The organism is Clostridium gelidum, assembly GCF_019977655.1.
Lineage (GTDB): Bacteria > Bacillota > Clostridia > Clostridiales > Clostridiaceae > Clostridium > Clostridium gelidum.
In genome coordinates this window covers 3022590-3039869 of sequence record NZ_AP024849.1, presented here as the reverse complement: position 1 = coordinate 3039869, position 17280 = coordinate 3022590, and the positions used below count along the sequence as shown (strand labels likewise).

At 30.0% G+C, this 17280-nt stretch carries 14 protein-coding genes; 13 read left to right on the top strand and 1 reads right to left on the bottom strand.

Annotated elements, in window-relative coordinates:
* Positions 1–29: 29 nt before the first annotated feature.
* The 7 genes from psyc5s11_RS13655 to psyc5s11_RS13625 all read left to right on the top strand — a co-directional run bounded on the left by psyc5s11_RS13655 (position 30) and on the right by psyc5s11_RS13625 (position 6437).
* Positions 30–1166 carry a tyramine oxidase subunit B gene (locus tag psyc5s11_RS13655; RefSeq protein ID WP_224033065.1) on the top strand — a complete coding sequence of 379 codons (1137 nt, stop codon included), beginning with the start codon at positions 30–32 and terminating at the stop codon, positions 1164–1166.
* Between the two features lie 33 nt (positions 1167–1199).
* Positions 1200–1511, top strand: a complete 312-nt coding sequence (locus psyc5s11_RS13650; protein WP_224033064.1) for a (2Fe-2S)-binding protein — start codon at positions 1200–1202, stop codon at positions 1509–1511.
* A 29-nt stretch (positions 1512–1540) separates the two neighbouring features.
* Positions 1541–3118 (top strand): FAD-dependent oxidoreductase, encoded by a 1578-nt coding sequence (locus psyc5s11_RS13645; RefSeq protein ID WP_224033063.1) that lies wholly within the window; start codon positions 1541–1543, stop codon positions 3116–3118.
* Between the two features lie 11 nt (positions 3119–3129).
* Complete coding sequence (locus psyc5s11_RS13640) at positions 3130–3456, top strand: (2Fe-2S)-binding protein (protein ID WP_224033062.1); 327 nt, start codon at positions 3130–3132, stop codon at positions 3454–3456.
* A gap of 1 nt (position 3457) precedes the next feature.
* Positions 3458–4585 (top strand): NAD(P)/FAD-dependent oxidoreductase, encoded by a 1128-nt coding sequence (locus psyc5s11_RS13635; RefSeq protein ID WP_224033061.1) that lies wholly within the window; start codon positions 3458–3460, stop codon positions 4583–4585.
* A 101-nt stretch (positions 4586–4686) separates the two neighbouring features.
* A complete protein-coding gene (locus psyc5s11_RS13630) occupies positions 4687–5085 on the top strand; it encodes a Rid family hydrolase (protein ID WP_224033060.1) in 399 nt (132 codons plus the stop codon).
* A 503-nt stretch (positions 5086–5588) separates the two neighbouring features.
* Entirely contained in the window at positions 5589–6437 is an 849-nt protein-coding gene (locus psyc5s11_RS13625; protein WP_224033059.1) for a helix-turn-helix domain-containing protein, read from the top strand.
* Between the two features lie 176 nt (positions 6438–6613).
* Here the strand turns inward: psyc5s11_RS13625 and psyc5s11_RS13620 are convergent, their stop codons facing one another.
* Entirely contained in the window at positions 6614–7942 is a 1329-nt protein-coding gene (locus tag psyc5s11_RS13620; protein ID WP_224033058.1) for an APC family permease, read from the bottom strand.
* 446 nt (positions 7943–8388) lie between these two features.
* On the opposite strand from psyc5s11_RS13620, the gene psyc5s11_RS13615 reads away from it, so the two are divergent.
* From psyc5s11_RS13615 to psyc5s11_RS13590, 6 genes are all read left to right on the top strand, one after another.
* Entirely contained in the window at positions 8389–9861 is a 1473-nt protein-coding gene (locus psyc5s11_RS13615; protein ID WP_224033057.1) for a methyl-accepting chemotaxis protein, read from the top strand.
* Positions 9862–10032: 171 nt separating this feature from the next.
* Entirely contained in the window at positions 10033–11169 is a 1137-nt protein-coding gene (locus psyc5s11_RS13610; protein ID WP_224033056.1) for a deaminase domain-containing protein, read from the top strand.
* Positions 11170–11274: 105 nt separating this feature from the next.
* Entirely contained in the window at positions 11275–12549 is a 1275-nt protein-coding gene (fliB, locus tag psyc5s11_RS13605) for a flagellin lysine-N-methylase (protein ID WP_224033055.1), read from the top strand.
* Positions 12550–12790: 241 nt separating this feature from the next.
* Positions 12791–15388, top strand: coding sequence for a lipocalin-like domain-containing protein (locus psyc5s11_RS13600; protein WP_224033054.1), 2598 nt, complete (start codon positions 12791–12793; stop codon positions 15386–15388).
* A gap of 236 nt (positions 15389–15624) precedes the next feature.
* Positions 15625–16131: an LURP-one-related/scramblase family protein gene (locus tag psyc5s11_RS13595; protein ID WP_224033053.1), complete on the top strand. Its 507-nt coding sequence runs from the start codon at positions 15625–15627 to the stop codon at positions 16129–16131.
* 134 nt (positions 16132–16265) lie between these two features.
* Positions 16266–16997 carry a DUF434 domain-containing protein gene (locus psyc5s11_RS13590; RefSeq protein ID WP_224033052.1) on the top strand — a complete coding sequence of 244 codons (732 nt, stop codon included), beginning with the start codon at positions 16266–16268 and terminating at the stop codon, positions 16995–16997.
* Positions 16998–17280 lie beyond the last annotated feature (283 nt).

Sequence of the window (17280 nt, the reverse complement as noted above, 5' to 3'; positions counted from 1 at the left end):
TTTATAGTTAGCTTGGGAGGAATATTAATATGAGCGAAACAAAAATTGATTTCTTATACCTAAATGAAGAAGACATGATTAAAGCTGGAGTTAAGGAAATGGCTGGCTGTGTAGAAGCTATGGAGGAAATGTTCAAGTTATTAAAAATTGGTGACTATCGTATGGGCGGTCCTAATGGAAATTCACATGGAGTTATGATGACTTTTCCAGAAGAATCTCAATTCCCTAACATGCCTAAAGACGGGCCAGATAGAAGATTTATGGCAATGCCTGCTTATTTAGGTGGCAAGTTTGATATGGCTGGAATGAAGTGGTATGGATCAAACGTAGAAAATAAGAGTAAAGGTCTTCCAAGATCAATACTTATGCTTACTTTAAATGATAAGGATACAGGAGCTCCTATTGCATATATGTCAGCTAATATCTTAAGTGCTTATAGAACAGGTGCAGTACCTGGTGTGGGAGTGAAATATTTTTCTAAAGAAGATTCTAAAGTAGTTGGAATTATCGGACCTGGTGTTATGAGTAAAACTGCATTTGCAGCAACTATAGCTGTTAGACCAGGAATTGAAACAGTTAAAATTAAAGGAAGAAGTAAAAAGTCAACAGATGGATTTGTAAATTATCTTAACGAGGAGTTTCCAGAAATTAAAGATATAAAAATTGTAGATACAATAGAAGATGCTGTTAGAGATAGTGATGTTGTACATATTGCTACATCAAGTCCAACTGGAGATATTAATGAATATCCATATATAAGTGAAGAATGGATTAAGCCAGGTGCAATATTATGTTGTCCAGCAGCAGCAAGATTTGATGATGATTTTATTTTAAATAGAGCTAGAACTGTTACTGATAATATTCAATTATATGAAGCCTGGGAGGAAGAAATGGACTTTCCTGCATATAATTCTATTCCTATTCCAGCAGTACACTGTATGGATTTAATTTCAGAAGGTAAAATGAGCAAAGAAAAAATTGATGATTTAGGAGATGTGTTAATTGGAAAGGTTCCAGTGCATCGTGAAAAAGATGAAATCATTATTTATTCAGTTGGGGGAATGCCAATAGAAGACGTTGCATGGGGATCTATAGTTTATAGAAATGCCATTGAGAAAGGAATCGGGACTAAGTTAAATCTTTGGGATGAGCCACAATTAGCTTAGGCACAATTATTAGAATTGAAAGGAGAGCTTTGTATGAGAATTGAAAATCATCCAATTTTAGGTGAGCCTAATAAAGGACGTTTAGTGAATTTTGAATTTGATGGGAAAACGTTTGAAGGATATGAAGGAGAACCAATAGCAGCAGCATTAAGGGCTGCTGGTGTATTAGTTCATAGACATACTAAAAAAGGATCACCAAGAGGTATATTCTGCGCTATTGGCAGATGTACAGATTGCGTTATGGTAGTTGATGGTAAACCAAATGTAAGAACTTGCGTTACTCCTTTAGTTGAAGGTATGAAGGTTCAAACACAATATGGTGTTTCAGCTGAAAAAGAAGCATAAAAATTTTTATGAAAGGAAGCGTTAGTTGAATGAAAAGATATGATGTGATAGTAGTTGGAGCAGGACCAGCAGGACTTTCAGCTGCTATAGAAGCTGCAAAAAGAGGACTAAAGGTTGTTGTGTTTGATGAAAATTCTAAGCCAGGTGGACAGTTATTTAAGCAAATACACAAGTTTTTTGGATCAAAAGAGCATAGAGCAAAAATTAGAGGTTTTAAAATAGGTGAGGAACTGTTACAAGAATCAAATGATGTTGGAGTAGAAGTTGTTTTAAATGCTATAGTAATTGGTCTTTATTTAGATAAGGAAGTTACTGTAAAGATAGAAGATGAAGTGGTTCATTATAAGGCTGATGCAGTAATAATTGCAACCGGTGCATCTGAAAATATGGTTACTTTTGATGGATGGACACTTCCAGGCGTTATTGGAGCAGGTGCAGCACAAACAATGATGAATCTTCATGGAGTACAGCCAGGAAATAAAATACTTATGCTTGGAAGTGGAAATGTTGGTGTAGTTGTTGGATATCAACTTTTACAATCAGGATGTGAAGTAGTTGGAATAGTAGATGCAGCACCTAAGATTGGTGGATATGGTGTTCATGCTGCAAAAATAGCTAGATGCGGGGTTCCATTCTATTTATCCCACACTATTATAAAGGCAGAAGGAGAAGAATTTGTAACTGGAGTTACTATTGGTGAAGTTGACAATAGATGGCAGATAATACCTGGAACAGAAAAACATTTTGATGTTGATACTATATGCCTTGCAGTAGGTCTTTCGCCTATGTCACAGCTTTCTAAAATGGCTGGCTGCATCATGGAGGAGAATCCTAAAAAGGGTGGATATGTTCCTGTATGTAATGAATATGGTGAAACTTCAATTAAGGGAATATTTGCAGCAGGCGATGTTTCAGGAATTGAAGAAGCAAGTTCAGCTATGATAGAAGGAAGAATTGCTGGGGTAGCTGCATCTTATAGATTAGGATTTATTGAAAAAGAAGAATTAGAAGCAAAAACTGAAGAATTGGAAAAAGCATTATCTAGTTTAAGACAAGGAATGTTTGGACCAGAAAATAAAGGAAAAGATATAGAAAAAACAGATGAAGGTTTTGAGGTTTCAAAGAATTTGCTTAAGAAAGGATATTTAACTGATGAAGAAGTTACAAAATATCCAGGGGTTAAGTCTATGAAGGGAATTCATCCAGTTATAGAATGTTCGCAAAATATTCCTTGTAATCCATGTCAAGATGCATGTCCAAAAAACTGTATTAAGATTGGAGCAAATATTACCTCTCTTCCAGTTGTTGATGAAAATTCAACATGTATTGGCTGTGGTATGTGTGTAGCATCTTGTTCTGGTCAATCAATTTTCCTTGTGAATGAAGACTTTGAAGAAGGTTATACTTCAATAACACTTCCATATGAATTTTTACCACTACCAGAAAAAGGTGCAAAAGGCATTGGTTTAGATAGAAGTGGAAAAGAAACATGTGAGGTGGAAGTAGTAGAAGTTAAATCTGTTAAAGCCTTTGACAACACAAATTTATTAACAATAAAGGTTCCCAGTGAAATGGGTATGAAAGTAAGATTTTTTAAGCAGGCATAGGAGGTAAGATTATGAGTAAAGTAAATGATAGATCAAGAGATATAGGTAAATTCATTCCGCAGCTTGATGACAATATAATAATTTGCCGCTGCGAAGAAATAACAAAAGGCGAAATACGAAGAGCAGTACATGATGGTATGTTTACCATAACTGAAATTAGAAGATATTTAAGAACTGGTATGGGTCTTTGTCAAGGGCAAACCTGTGGTAAATTGGTTAATGGGATTGTAGCAAGAGAGCTTAAAATATCGCCTTTAGAATTAGAACCATCAGTATCACGTGCGCCTATGAGACCAATAGAAATGGAAGTCTTCGGAAATGAACAAAGGGGGGAATAACATGAAAAATAATGCAGATGTAATAATTATCGGAAGTGGTGTAATTGGAAATGCAGCAGCATATTACTTATCAAAAAAAGGCCATTCTGTTATTGTCCTAGATAAAGGTGACAGTGTTGGAGATGGTGGTTCAACAAGAAATGGAGGAGGAGTTCGTCAATCAGGACGTGATAAAAGAGAACTTCCACTTGCGATGTATGGCATAAAAAACTTATGGCCTAACCTTTCAGAAGAACTAGGAGTGGATGTGGAATATTACCAAAAAGGAAATTTAAGACTTGGGAAAACACCTGAGCATATGAAGATATTAACAAATATTGCTAAGAATGCGGAGGATTGTGGACTTGATGTAAACATAATATCAGGAGATGAAGTAAGAGAAATCAATCCATATCTTTCAGAGGAAGTTATAGGGGCAAGCTGGTGCCCTACTGATGGACATGCTAATCCTTTAACAACAACTTTAGGCTACTATCGTAAAGCAAGAGAATTAGGTGCTCGTTTTATTACAGGGGAAGAAGTTATTGAAATTAGAAAAATAAAAGGAAAAGCAAGACAGGTAGTAACTAAAAATAATGTGTATGAAGGAAATCATATAATTTTAGCAGCAGGTTATGAAAGCCGAAAGCTAGCTGCTACCGTGGGGATTGATATTCCAATGAATCAGGTTCTGTTAGAAGTTCTTGTTACAGAAGCTCAAAAGCCAATGTTTTATCAAATGCTTGGTACTGCAGAGGCAGATTTTTATGGGCATCAAAGTAAACATGGTTCCTTTGTATTTGGTGGTTCATCAGGTTATGAATCTTTAAATAAAGATAATGGAACCCCAACTACGGCAAGTATTACAGCTTCATGTATATGTAGAGGAATAATAAAATATTTTCCAGATTTAAAAGATGCTAAAATAGTACGTACCTGGGCTGGTTGGATAGATGATTGTAAAGATCATGTACCTGTCATAAGTCATGTAGAAGAAGTTCCTGGACTTATACTTGCATGTGCATTTTGTGGACATGGCTTTGGAATATCTCCAACAGTAGGTATGCTGTTATCAGAAATGGTAGAAGGAAATGGAACTACTCTTGATATAAGTGCCTTCCGTTATGATAGATTTAAAGCTAAGATTTAGATATTAAATAATCAAAGATCAATTATTAAGTAATTTGAAGACTAAAGTTGATTTTTTAGTATGAGATTTTTTATAAATAGTATTAAAGAAGGAGAATTAATATGGATTTAACAAGAACAAATTATTCATCAGGTGCTCCCTTAGAAGAAAAAACAGGATATTCTAGAATGGTAAAGGTTGGTCCATTTGTTTATATTGGGGGAACTACTTCTGTACAACCTGATGGTACAGTCTATGGCGAGGACAGTGCTTATGAGCAGACAAAATATATTTTAGAAAAGCTAGTGAAATTGCTAGAGAAATCAGGTTCTAAAAAAGAAGAAGTAATTAGAATAAAAGGTTATACAACTGATATGAAGTATGGAGCTGAAATTGCAAGAGCTTATTCAGAAATTTTTCATGATATCAAACCGCTTTTTACAATGGTAGGTACTCCTATGCTTAATAGACCATCTCAGTTAGTTGAAATTGAAATGGATGCAGTTATTGACCATTCATAATATAATTTCTATTCTTTAAAAGGTGATGTACTATCCGCAATATAGATAGTATATCACCTTTTGAAATTGTAGTATAAACCTATATACCTCAACAACTTTATATTAAAATTTAATAAGATTAGAAATAATAATTGATTTAGTTCCGATTTTTACAATTTTTATTTTCATACATGGAGTAATCTAATACTTAAGAAAGACAAAGAGGTCTAGTTTCGAAGAAGAAACTAGACCTCTTTTTTACAATGGTTGGTAATCCTATGCTTAATAGACCTTCTTAGTTAGTTAAAATTTAAATGGATGCAGAAGGAATGATAAAACTTTATTTGCTGAATATAATTAAAAATAATTTTATTCCTGCATAGCTATTGAAAATGTATTTTCAACCTCAAGTAAATAATATATAGTTAATATAAATAGTTATATTTTAAGTAATAATGTACAGATGGTTTTACAAATTCAAGGAAGTTTAATTTACTTAAGAAAAGAAGAGGAGTGAATGAGATATGATGGGAGAAATAAAAGAAAATATTATTAGACCTAAGCAGCCATACTTTGTAATGACTACATCTCATTATTATAAGGCAGTTATAATGAACTATGGAATTTCTCATTTCTACTGTTTCCAGAAAGAAGATATTATAGAAAGGCCTTTTATCGCAGTACCAGATGGATGTATTGATATACTATTCTGTTGTGATGATAAGACCCCATATGCACATGTATGCGGAACAGTTCTTCGTCCAACATTAACCCATAATACTGAAAATAAATATTTCTTTGGAGTAAGATTTTTACCAGGAAGTCCATTTAAATTTAAAAATATAACCATGTCAGATTTGGTTGAACAAGAAATTCCATTTTTAGAAGTGATAAAAGATAACGAGCTGTTTGAAAAAATTACTTCAAGCAAAGATTTTAACTATCAGATACAGGTGTTTTTAGAAAGATATATAAAGTTTTATGCTAATTTTAAAGAAATAAATAAATATAAGGATTTAAAGAAATATATGCTGAATAACATTATGCAGACGGCAGGAAAAATTAAAATTAACGAACTTGCAGAGGCAACGGGATATTCAGTTAGATATATAAATAAGACATTTTCTCAAGAGTTTGGATTATCACCGAAAGTATTTTGTAAACTTATGAGGTTTCAATATTTATTAAGTACTTTAAATGAGCTAGATAAAGATATGATTCAATCTAATTTGACGCAGATTTCTATGGAGTTAGGTTATTATGATCAATCTCATATGATTAAAGATTTTCACGAATTTACAAATACAACACCCAAGATGTATATAAAGTCATTAAAAGAAGTCGAATATAAAAAACGAATAATTATTATATAATGAATGAAAAGTAAAAGGAATATTCAGAGCAATATACGTGCTTTGAGTATTCCTTTTACTAATATCATGTGGAATTATATGAAAAATCATAGTCGTCTTTAATAAGTTTTAAAGAAAAACCATATAGATTCTAAAATGATTCTTATAAGTAAGCTGCTTCATTTTTTTTAATATGCCTAACCTATCTCCAACTGTGGAACAGGGTTTCTAAAGAATTTTGTAACACCTGCTAAATATAAGCCGCCGACTAACAGCCAAATTGATCCAATTAAATGTGCGTTTGCATCTAGATTAACAAAAATCCACATAGTTACTGCCAAGCCAATCATAGGACATATTCCATAATTTATTATTTTCTTTTTTAAGTTGATTGGTTCATCATTTTTAAGTAAAAATTTACTGATTACCGCAAGGTTTAATAAAATAAAACCTAATAAGGCACCAAAACTTACGATTGAAGTTATAAATTCAAGAGAACAAAACAGTGAAATAGGTGTTATAATGATTCCAACTAATACCGTAGCAACTACAGGACTTTGAGTTTTTTTACTAACATAGGCCAATTGCTTTGGCAACACTCCGTCTCTTCCCATTGCAAAAAGCACTCTTGCAACCGCTACTTGAGAAGCTTGTGTTGTTGCTATTCCAAAGGAAACAATTAATGTAATTGTTGTTAATATATTAAGCCATGTACCACCTACAAAGGTAACAACATCTGTAAAAGCAGTATCAGGATTTAAGTCTTGATAATTTGGATATGCCATTCCTGCAAAAAAAGTGGTTCCAATAAATATTAATCCAATAATCAAAATTGAAAGTATAATTGCTTTTCCTACAGCTTTTTCTGGATTAATAGTTTCCTCTGCTAATGTACTAATAGCATCAAATCCTAAATAGCTAAGAACAACAATACCTGTTGCCTTAAGAATACTAGATAAGTCAAATTGCGCAGGATTATAAAATGAAATCATGTTAAAATGAATAGTTCCATTAAGTAAAAGTCTGATAATACATCCTATAAAGGCTACTATTACGACAATCTGCAATGCAAATAGTATCCAGCTACATTTAGACATCAAATCTACACCTAAAACATTAATTGTCGTACTAAAGATGATAAACACTAGTATCCAAATCCAAGCTGGAATCGAATGTATAAGAGAATTACCATAGATACTTCCGATAATAACAACAGTTGCAGGCATTAAGAAATAATCTAATAATATAGCCCAACCTGTTAGAAAACCTAATGCAGGCGATACGCCTTTCTGAACATATACATATACAGAACCTGCTGTTGGAAATTTTTGTGACATGACCCTGTAACTCATTCCGGTAAAGAACATAGCCACCATTCCTATTAAATAACACAATGCAACCATTCCGCCAGATGGCTGTAAATATACGCCATACATTCCGGCTGGAGCTAGAGGTATCATAAATACCAGACCAAAAATTACCAAATCACTTGTTTTTAAAGTTCGTTTTAATTTTCTGTGTTCCATAATAAATTCCTCCATTTTTATATACTAAATTATAAAAAGCAATGGTATTCTGCTTAGCAGAGCACCATTGCTCTAAATTCAATAAAAATAATATTTAATTATATGTTTGTAAGAAGCTTCTTTCTACATAATAACAGATTTGAATCTTTAAAGAATTGTAAATTTCGGAACAAAAGAATTGGTTACTATTTTATCAGTAAAACACTATATTGAATTAAAGTTCCGATTTTTACAATAAATCTATTGTAAAACTATTATAATTAAAAGAAGAGAAAATATTTTTTTATTCTTTATGATAAAGTTAAGAATATGAGGAATTTATACTAGGAAGTTTTTTCATATGCAATTAGATTTTAAAAAATCAAATAAATCAAAGAAAGTCCAATGAAGGAATAGCAAACTTTATTGGACTTTTATTATTAAAAAGATTGGGAGCGTGGTAAGTCATGACTAATTTTAAAAAATTGTATAATCAAAGGAAAGAGGATAAAAATCTTTTATCTATTAGCATTATTTTGGGAGTCATATTATTTATACATGGTATTGCTTCAAAGGAATTCTTGGAGTCAGCAATTATTATTTTATATATTGGAATAATTACTTATTTATTTTCAAAAAATTATAGGGTAATAAAAGTATGTAAAAACAAACTAAAACAGGAAAATGATAACAAGAAGAGTTTGCTTAAAAATATTTCTGTTACTTCAGAAGGCGTTCAAAGCGCATTAAATAAAGTCATGGAAATCATAAATGATTCTAATTTGAGCTTCGGTGAAGTGAATAAAATTATAGATAATATCTCGCAAAGTACAGAAATACAGGCTAAAGTTACTAAAGATGGAGAAAATGTTGCAGTAGAACTTGGAGAAATTATTGATAATATTAAAAAATATATTTATTCTGTTAATAAAGAAATTGATGGTGTAATTATTTTTAAAGATGAAGCAAGTCAGACCATTGAGAGTTTAATAAATAAAACCAAAGTAAGTGGAAATTCAATGCAAGAAATTTATGATCTTATTCATAGAACAAATGATAATGCAGCAGAAATAAATGAAGCCAGCAATATGATAAAAGGGATATCAAAACAAATTAATTTACTTGCTTTAAATGCAGCAATAGAAGCAGAAAGAGCGGGGGAGGCTGGGAAAGGTTTCTCTGTTGTAGCAGCAGAAATTAGAAAATTGGCTGAACAGACAACTGAATCGGTAAAGAAAATTGATGAAATTGTGCATAATCTTCAAAGTAAATCAGATGGTGCTGTAAAAGCTATAGGGGTGGTTAAAGAAGAATTTAATAATCAGTTTCTTATAGTAGAAGACACAATAGAAAAATTTACTGGAATTAACAATGAAATTGATGAAATTAAATACATAATAGATAAAATTAATGAAGCTGGAATAGATATGGCGACTAAAAAAGAAAAAGTACTTCAAATTATGTGTGATTTATCGGCTATAACACAAGAAAATTTGGCTTGTACTGAAGAAGCCGTTGCAACAACAGAAGAATTTTCTAATTCTATGAGTGAAGTAGTAAAACACTCAAAAGAATCTACTAATTATATAATTAAATCCATGAATGATGCTGCAAACATAGATAGTGAACAAGGATGTTTTTTTTATCGCCATAATATAAACGGTGTAATGAAATATGTAAGTCCTTCTATAAAAAATCTTTTAGGATATACAGAAAAAGAGTTTTTAACAGATTTCACTAAGTTCCTTACAGATAATCCAATTAACAATCAAGGGGAGCAATACACAGCCCTATCTATTCAGGGTGTTAAGCAACCTTCATACCATATAGAAGTATTCAATAAAGATGGGCAACGAATAAAGTTTGAAGTAACAGAATTTCCTGTATTCAATAAAGAAGGAGAGGTTGTTGCAGTTGAAGGAATATGTATAAATTTATAAAAATAATAATTGACTATCTTTATTGTCAGTGTATATAATATGAGTATGGAACAAAAACATTTAGTGTTTTTATCGGGAAGGTGCTAGCACCATCCCGATTTTTTGCTTTAATATAATAAAATTTTAATTGATTTAATTTTCCAATATGGACTCCAAAAATAAGAGGTGAATATGACACAAAGAAATATGATTATAAATAAGAAAAAAAGAGAACGACTAAAAATTAGCAATATAAATGATTTTAAGGATGCATTAAAAAGAGATGGATATATTATAAATGAATTCGATGATCAAAATTTTAAAGAGAAAATGACACAGACTTTTAAACTTGATAATAGCGTAATAGAGAGGCTATATAATTGCCTTGAGGAAGCTGCTATTACTTATAGAGCAGATAATGCACGCGACTTTATTGATTATATAGAAAAAATGATATTGTTTGAAAATGAACATAATAAACTATGTGAAAAAATAAGTGAAGTAAAAAAACTAATTATAGATAGAATTGAATATGAACGAGAGATGAGCTCTCAAGATAATGTTTATGATATCCAAAAAGCCATAGAAGAAATAAAAAGTAAAATATCTATAATAAGAATAAGTAAAGAAGAAAAAGCAAGATTAGAGGATTTAGAAAAGGAATTAGATAAAGATTATCTTTATGCAAAAGATATTGAACTATTGAAAAAAATGGTTATTATTAAAAAAGAAAGCGTAAACGAAAAATATAACGCTAAAACAAAAATAAAGACTATATCAATAGAAATACCGAAGCATATAAGTTGTCATTATATTAAACCAAAGAAGGGTTCTGTAGAGTATCACCATCATTTAAAAAGTGACATACCAAGAATGCAACGTTTAATAAAGAATCTAAATAAATATATGAAACCTTACGGAAATGAAAAAGCAACTTTTAAAATAGATCAAAGCAAAGCATTACAGGACACTATAAATATAGCCGTAGCAGTATTTGATAATAAGGAGTTTAAAGCAATAAGTGGTAGTAATAATATAACAAATTATTGTACCGAACCACCACAAGATTCTGCAATTTTTGAAAGTTGTAAAGTTAATAAATTAGGTAAATTAGGTATAGGATATAACAGAATCTTTGATAGTGAAAAAAAGATATTAGAAGAAATACATAGGCAAATAGAAGCAAAAGTATTAAAGAATGAAGGAAATCTTATTTTGTATAGTAAATGGGAGCCCTGTCCAAGCTGTTATTTTGTAATTAGTCAGTTTTGTAAGTATCATCCTGATATAAAAGTGCAGGTGAAATATGATAAAAAGTATGGTGAATAACAGATTTAGGCTTTTGGATATGTGTATAAAGATTTAGGTTGATTTAAAATTAAAATATGATTGAAATATAAGATATGTAAAATATTAAATCAATAGGAGATAAAAGTGGAAGAACATATTAAAATCATATATCCTACATATGTTAATGAATTTAAGTGTGTTGGAGGAAACTGTGAAGATAACTGTTGCAATAGCTGGAATATACATATTGATAAAATCACCTTTAAGCAATATGAGAATGTTCAAGATAAAAAATTTCATAAACTCCTTAATAAAAATATCTTTATAAAGGATAAATGTAAGAATGATAATATAGATTATGGCCAAATAAAATTGAAAAATGGTAAGAATTGTCCTTTTCTAAGTAAAAATAAGTACTGTGTTATTCAATCTAAACTTGGAAAAGAATACTTATCAAATGTCTGTGCAAATTATCCAAGAGTTGTAAATAAAGTAAATGATTATTATGAAATGTCCCTCGATGTTTCCTGCATTGAGGTAGCAAGAATTATACTTTTAAAAGAAGAAGGAATAGAATTTGAAGAAGGCGAAAAAGCTCTAGGGAAGTATACTTTATCCATGAAGATAGATACTAATGACAAGATGTTTGACTATACAAATTTTAAATACATAAAAGAAATAAGAGAAATTAGCATTAATATTATAAAAAATAGAAACTATGAATTGAGCGAAAGATTATATATGCTTGGATCTTTTTTAGAAATTACACGAAAAGAATTATGTTATAACTACAACGAAGTAATTGAATTTGTAAATACATATAATATTAAGTCTTTTAGTGGTGAATTTAAAAGAGATAAAACAAATTACATGCTTCAGGTATCATTTTATAAAAAAATGTTGGATAAACTAAATGTCTTTGAAAACTGTAATAGTAATCTTTCTAAATTTAATATAATAAAAGTTATATTAGGAAACAACTGTAACAGTAATTATTTTATATCAAGTATAGAAAAAGTTATATCAGGATTTAGATTTAATGAACATAAGAGTTTAATGGAAAACTCTGAGCTATACCTAAATGCTTATGATATATGCGAAGAGAATATCTTTGGAAAATACAGCTACATTTTTGAAAATTATTTAGTTAATCACATGTTTAAGGAGCTTTTTCCATTTTCAGAAAGTGATGTAATATTTGATAGCTATATTATGATGCTTGTTAGATTCTCTTATATAAGATTTTACCTAGTTGGGCAATATCTTTATAATGGGGAAATTTCAAAGGAAAATATAATAAGATCAATTCAAAGCTTAACAAAAGAAATTGAACATGACGAAACTTATTTAAAAGATATTCTTAAGTTTTTAAAAGAAAATGAACTAGATAATAAAAGATTTGCCAGAATACTTTTGTGATTTGTAGATTACATTTTGCCTTCATTAGAAAATTCACGATAATTTCTCGTGAATTTTTTTTTAGTTTATAAGCGCAGAGAATGTAGATATAAGTCGTATTAAACTGAATGATAAATATTGCTTTTATGGACAAGGACTAATATAATTTAAATTATAAAAATCTAAAATGTTTTAGATTTTTATAAAACATTTATTTGAATTCATTGTATTTAAAAATTTAAAAAGAAATGAGGATGTCTTTATGAACAGAAAAAAATTGCAAAAGTTAATGTCATGTTTAGTGACTGGAATGATAGTTACGACACTAATCAATCCAAGCACTGTGTTTGCAGAAGAAATAACTCAAAGTGGACAATCATCTACAAGTACTGGAAAGGAATCAACAATAAAAGCTAAAGATCGTGTATCCGTGCATGACCCTTCTATAATAAAGGATGGTAATTCATATTATGTATTCGGTTCACATATAGAAGGAGCAAAATCTACAGATTTGATGAATTGGACAAAATTCACTAATAGTTACACTACACCTAATAATGTTATATTTGGAGATTTATCAAAAAACTTAGCTGGTTCTTTTGCGTGGGCTGGTGAAAACGATTCAGATTCCAAAGGGGGCTATTCTGTATGGGCACCTAGTGTTATTTGGAATAAGGATTATGTGAATAAAGATGGAAAAATAGGGGCATATATGATGTATTATTGTACCTCTTCAACTTATAAGCGCTCAGCTATAGGTTATGCTGTATCACAAAATATAGAAGGTCCATATACTTATGTAGATACTATTTTATATTCTGGCTTTACGAAATCAGATGCTTATGATGCTGGAAGTAGCAAAAATACTAATTATCTAAATACAAATATTAAAAATCTAATAAGCAATGGCACATTAACAGGGTCAAATTCGAAATGGTTTACAGAAGATGGCGGATATAATACAAGCTATGCTCCTAATGCTATAGATCCTGAATTATTTTATGATAAGGATGGAACACTTTGGATGAATTATGGTTCTTGGTCTGGTGGAACATATATTTTAAAAATGGGTAAAAAGACAGGAACTCCAATATATCCAGGAAAAGATGAGAATACCGATACAAGTAATCTTACTGATAGATATTTTGGAACTAGGATATCAGGTGGATATACTAAATCGGGTGAAGGTGGAGAAATAGTTTATGATGAGGCAACAGGTTATTATTATTTATATGAATCTTATGCTGGTTTAGCTGCAAATGGTGGATATAATATTAGAATGTTTAGATCAAAGAATCCAAATGGTCCATATTTAGATGCGGCTGGAAACAATGCTGCTCTGCCAGGTAATGTAGATAATGCTTATTGTGGTATTAAACTTATTAGTAATTACAAATTAGATTGTTTAGACGTAGGATATAAAGCAGCTGGACACAATTCTTCATTTATTGATTCAGATGGACAAATGTATCTTGTTTATCATACAAGATTTAATGGAGGTACAGAGGAACATCAAGTTAGAGTTCATCAAATGTTTATAAACGAAGAAGGATGGCCAGTAGTAGCACCTTATGAATATAGTGGTGATAAAATTTCTAAAGGCGGATATTCAAAGGATGAAGTTGTTGGCTACTATCAATTTATAAACCATGGTAATGCAAACACTTCTGCAATGTCAGATACATTAACTGTAAAACTAAATTCAGATTACACGGTAACTGGTGATGTAACTGGTACTTGGAGCATGAAAGATAGCTCATATTATATGAATGTTACTATAGATGGAGTAACTTATAAAGGAGTTTTCTTTAAAGAACAAGATGAATCTAAAAATGTATCTAAAGTAATGACATTTACTGCTGTTGGTAGTAATAATCAATGTATTTGGGGAAGTAAGCTTGATTTAAAAGATAGTGAAGCAGTTAAGTATGCAGCTGGTCCTTTAGAGAGTAAAATTCCAAGTAGCACAAAAACAAATATAACATTACCTACAGTAGGTGCATATGATACAACTATTTCATGGTATTCAAATTCTCCAAGTGTTTTTAGTAGTCAAGGAGTAAATCGTACAAATAAAGATGAAAATGTAATACTTACAGCTAAAATATCTAAAGGTAAAGAAATTTATACTAAAACATTTAATGTTCTTGTTAAGGGAAAATTAGATAAGCTTAATGTTACACCAAGTTATAAATACGATTTTAGTACATTAAATACATCTGAAGTTGTAAATAGCGGAAGCAAAGGTGGAAAAGCAACTTTAGTAGGGGCAGCATCTATTTTAGAAGACACAAATAGAGGAAAAGTACTTAATATAAAAAATGCAAAGGGAGCTATAAAAACTAACTATTTAGCGTTGCCAAGTGACACATTTAGTGGAATTACAAATAACGGATATACAGTAGGTATGTGGGTAAACGTAGATACTACAGATCCTAACTATTTTGAACATAGTGCATTGTTTGAGGCAAATGGTGGTGTTAAATTCCCTATTACTAGAATAAGTGCAAACTTATACTCTAGAATTAATGCTAATGGTGCATTTGCAGATGCAACAGAAATTACAAAACCATTAAAAGCAAATACATGGCAATATGTAACTTATACAGTAAATTCAGAAGGCATTGTTGTATATGTGGATGGTAATGAAGTTTCAAGAGTTCAAAAAGATTTAGCAGCATGCTTTACAAATGACTTTCTTTCAAATATGATTGATGTTAGAGTTGGAAGTGGTAATATTTGGGGAGATGCAGATATATCAAATGCAAAATTTGATAATGTATCCATATATAATACTGCATTAACGGATAAGGAAGTTGAAGCTCTTTATAATCAAGAAATATCAATTATAACTAAGTAAATAATGATATTTCAATTTATAATAAACTAAATCAAAAAGCTTAAAGTAGAATTTTTTTTACTTTAAGCTTTTTATGTATCTATAAAATTACATAACCATTTTTAATTTAATTTAATTATTATGAAAACTATGATTAGAAAGTTATAAGAAAACTACAGCATATAATTAATTAATCTATAAATATATTATTGGATGTATTTTAATTTATGGTACAATAAAGCAAAAAGGGGTAGAGTATGAAATATCAAGTTCGAGAAAAGTTATTTTCATTCACTGATGATTTTACTATTAAAAATGAGTACGATGAATCTATATTTAATGTAAGAGGAAAGTTTTTATCACTTGGTCACAAGCTTAACCTTGAAGATTTAAATGGTAATTCACTTTATTATATTGAGCAAAAACTTCTTAGGTTTCTTCCTGAATATTATATATATGATTCAAAAGGCAATCAGGCTGCTAAAATAAAGAAACAATTCACATTTTTTAAACCTAAATTTATAATCGAAAGTAATTATGGATATTATGAGCTAAATGGAAATATATTTGATCATGATTTTGAAATTACTAAAAATAATTCTATTTGTGCAGTGATTAGTAAAAAGTGGTTTTCTTTATCATGTACCTATGGTATTGATATTGATGAAAATGAAGACCATGCTTTTATACTTTCACTTATTATAGTTTTGGATAAAGTTATGGATGATCAACAAAGTAACTCCTCTATGCTACCTTTCGAGTGATCTTTAGATATGATGAAGCACTGATGCTATTTTATTAATTAGGTCTTTTGAAAATATAATACGATAGTATAAATTGTGGATGTAAAGGGAAATACTTAAATATCTATATAGAAAGAGATAATTTGAGGTGAAGTATGAGTAAGGAAGTAAGAAGGGGATATGTACCCACAGATGCAAAAGAATTTAGTGATAAAAATTTAGAGTTAATAAAAAGAGCGCAATCTGATGTATTTATGCTTTTAGAAAGAGGATACCCAATCAAAAGCGCATCAACCTTTGTAGGTAATCATTATTTATTATCTGAGAGACAAAGATTAGCAATTGTAAGGTCGACTTCTCAATCAGAGAATATTATAAAACGTAATAATAAATTACTTAAAAGCGATTTTGAAGGGAAAATAGTTTATATTGATGGATTAAATCTTATTATCACCTTAGAAGTTGCCTTGTCTGAATCTACAGTGCTTAAATGTATGGATGGTACTATAAGAGATTTGGCTGGACTTAGAGGAACATATAAACTTATTGATAAGACAGATATAGCAATAGAATTTATTGGCGAAAAACTAGCAGAAATGGAAATAAGCGAAGTTAATTTTTATTTAGATTCACCTGTATCAAATACAGGAAAATTAAAGCAGAGAATTTTAGAATTATTAGCTAAGTATTCGTATGAGGTAAAAGTAGAATTAGTCAATAATGCAGATGTTATTTTAGAAACTAAGAGTTGCGTAATAACAAGTGATGCAATTATTCTAAATAAGTGTAAAAGCTGGATAAATTTTGCATATGATGTTGTTTTAGAGAAGCTACCTAATTTTAAATATATAGATTTGAAAATGAATAAGGCACATGAAAATAAATAACAAGGCAAACAATTTGTTTGCCTAATTTTATTGGATTTAAATTTTTTTATACACAAGTCTCCATTAAATTGCTTGATAATAAGTTTTATAAAGAAGAAACAGAAGAAGATTATATATAAAAGTTACTAATACATAGAGTTATTTTATTTGATTAAAAGCTATTAGAATAATATATATATAAATTAGAGAAATATATGTCAATCGATTGATATATATTTGTTATCTGTATATAATAGAGTGTAAGAACAACAATTAGTAAACGTGTACAAAATAATAATTATAA

Bases quoted from the DNA above. Each gene is read 5' to 3' on its own strand.
- psyc5s11_RS13655 (WP_224033065.1), top strand. From the start codon at position 30: ATGAGCGAAACAAAAATTGATTTCTTATACCTAAATGAAGAAGACATG.
- psyc5s11_RS13650 (WP_224033064.1), top strand. From the start codon at position 1,200: ATGAGAATTGAAAATCATCCAATTTTAGGTGAGCCTAATAAAGGACGT.
- psyc5s11_RS13645 (WP_224033063.1), top strand. From the start codon at position 1,541: ATGAAAAGATATGATGTGATAGTAGTTGGAGCAGGACCAGCAGGACTT.
- psyc5s11_RS13640 (WP_224033062.1), top strand. From the start codon at position 3,130: ATGAGTAAAGTAAATGATAGATCAAGAGATATAGGTAAATTCATTCCG.
- psyc5s11_RS13635 (WP_224033061.1), top strand. From the start codon at position 3,458: ATGAAAAATAATGCAGATGTAATAATTATCGGAAGTGGTGTAATTGGA.
- psyc5s11_RS13630 (WP_224033060.1), top strand. From the start codon at position 4,687: ATGGATTTAACAAGAACAAATTATTCATCAGGTGCTCCCTTAGAAGAA.
- psyc5s11_RS13625 (WP_224033059.1), top strand. From the start codon at position 5,589: ATGATGGGAGAAATAAAAGAAAATATTATTAGACCTAAGCAGCCATAC.
- psyc5s11_RS13620 (WP_224033058.1), bottom strand. From the start codon at position 7,942: ATGGAACACAGAAAATTAAAACGAACTTTAAAAACAAGTGATTTGGTA.
- psyc5s11_RS13615 (WP_224033057.1), top strand. From the start codon at position 8,389: ATGACTAATTTTAAAAAATTGTATAATCAAAGGAAAGAGGATAAAAAT.
- psyc5s11_RS13610 (WP_224033056.1), top strand. From the start codon at position 10,033: ATGACACAAAGAAATATGATTATAAATAAGAAAAAAAGAGAACGACTA.
- psyc5s11_RS13600 (WP_224033054.1), top strand. From the start codon at position 12,791: ATGAACAGAAAAAAATTGCAAAAGTTAATGTCATGTTTAGTGACTGGA.
- psyc5s11_RS13595 (WP_224033053.1), top strand. From the start codon at position 15,625: ATGAAATATCAAGTTCGAGAAAAGTTATTTTCATTCACTGATGATTTT.
- psyc5s11_RS13590 (WP_224033052.1), top strand. From the start codon at position 16,266: ATGAGTAAGGAAGTAAGAAGGGGATATGTACCCACAGATGCAAAAGAA.